This window comes from Nostoc sp. FACHB-152 (genome assembly GCF_014697475.1).
Classification (GTDB): domain Bacteria; phylum Cyanobacteriota; class Cyanobacteriia; order Cyanobacteriales; family Nostocaceae; genus Nostoc_B.
This window is the reverse complement of sequence record NZ_JACJRV010000188.1, coordinates 1-1,735: the sequence shown is the minus strand read 5'-3', so window position 1 is coordinate 1,735 and position 1,735 is coordinate 1. Positions and strand designations below refer to the sequence as shown.

The 1,735-nt window shown below is 39.1% G+C and carries 2 pseudogenes; both read left to right on the top strand.

The features are described 5' to 3' along the window. Nucleotides 1–108: 108 nt before the first annotated feature. Nucleotides 109–645 (top strand): annotated as a pseudogene (locus H6G76_RS36490) (WGR domain-containing protein); the annotation flags it as partial. Then, nucleotides 551–985, top strand: a pseudogene (locus tag H6G76_RS36485) (Uma2 family endonuclease); the annotation flags it as partial. The pseudogenes H6G76_RS36490 and H6G76_RS36485, both read left to right, overlap by 95 nt. Nucleotides 986–1,735 lie beyond the last annotated feature (750 nt).

Sequence of the window (1,735 nt, the reverse complement as noted above, 5' to 3'; positions counted from 1 at the left end):
TTCTGTCTTCCTCTGGGGTCAGAATGATGCGTAATGGGGCAGGCATAACAACCTAATTTAGCAGTTTTTCTATCTTATAATTAATTCCACCCACCTACTTATTTAGTTTATGTCGATGCTGTTAACAACAGCAACAAATTCTGGTCGGCAAAAGTTGAAGGCTGTAACGTAATTGTTGAATGGGGTCGAGTGGGTTACAAATCCCAAACTAAAACCCACAATTTTAACAGCCATCACCAAGCTACTTACAAATACCACAATCTTGTAGCCGAAAAGAAAATGAAAGGCTATCAAGAAAGTCAGCCAACTCTTGATTCTAGTTTTTCTGTTGCGGATATTAGACGAGCATTGCAACTGCTTAATAGTCTACTTTCTTATGTGGCTAATCATAATTTTAATAACAGTTATATCCAAACTTTGAACGACTATTTAAAAATCGTTCCTACTCCTTTAGGAATGCAAATTGACCCGTATCGGGTGTACCAAACAGTAGGAGATGTTGACCATCAAGTTCAACTGCTCTCTTCGCTGTTACCATCAGAAACTGTAGTCGCAGTTTCTCAAGTTTATCCCAATTCAACTCATTCGCCACAAAGATACAGAACTTGTCGTCATCGGCAACAGAACGCGTGTGCGACTGCCTGATTTGATGATTTTGACACAAGAGTTACTCGAAGCGATCGCCCAAAAAAGAGCGACAATTACCCCAGATATGCCTTCCCCAGTAATGGTAGTTGAGGTTGTTTCCCCAGGAAAGATAAATGAGGATAGAGACTACCGTTATAAGCGTTCTGAGTATGCAGCAAGAGGTATCCCGGAATACTGGATTGTTGACCCTGGAAAATCCCGAATTACTTTGCTGACTTTGGTAGATGGATTATATGAAGAGTCAGTGTTTCAGGGGACGGAGATTATTCGGTCAGCAACTTTCCCAATGCTAGATTTAACCGCATCACAAGTTTTAACTGCTGGGCAAGTTCTTTAGCCTGCCACCTTTCTCAATTCCCGTTGCTGCTGTTGTAATTGTTGCACTTGTTCTACTGATAAGCCAGTAGACCGAGCTATCACCTAAAAGTAGCCTCAAAAGTACATCGAAATTTATAGATGCAAGCTAGATGTTTTTCAGCTTATTCTCTGCCTTTGTGTAATTATTTCTTCGTTTATTGCATCTGTGTGGTATGTACGTTGAGCGGGTGTTAAAAACAAACAGAGGTTACTTAATTTCATCTTCCCGACCCCTACCGCTAATTGAAACTAGTAAATTGTTGCTTATCTCCTCAAAGTTTTGAGTAAAGGTGCAGGATACTGCACCTGATTGGAGCATAATACTTAGATTAAGGAAAAATATTAGATAACACATTCACCTTTGATGCACAGTGGTTTGTATGATTATGTGTTCTCTTGGGCAGAAAACTGTATGTGCTACCTTTGCTATTGGATTTGGAAAACCTGCTTTTGTGCCATAACCTTTTACTGATTGCTGCTGATAAACTAATACCTGAAAAGGCTAAATATTAGATTTATGTACAAGCAGTTTTTTAAACAAGAGTAACTCCGCCAGAAACTATATGCTCAATGCTGCTGACTGAAAATACGTTTGTGCTGTCATTGTTTGTAATTTGAAACCAGCCATTTAAGTAAGTAGGCATGAAAAAACCAAACTATGTAAAGATAAGTAAATACGGAGAATGTATCTACCGAGGGAACTAAAATATGGGTGCGCGTTTAAGGGTAT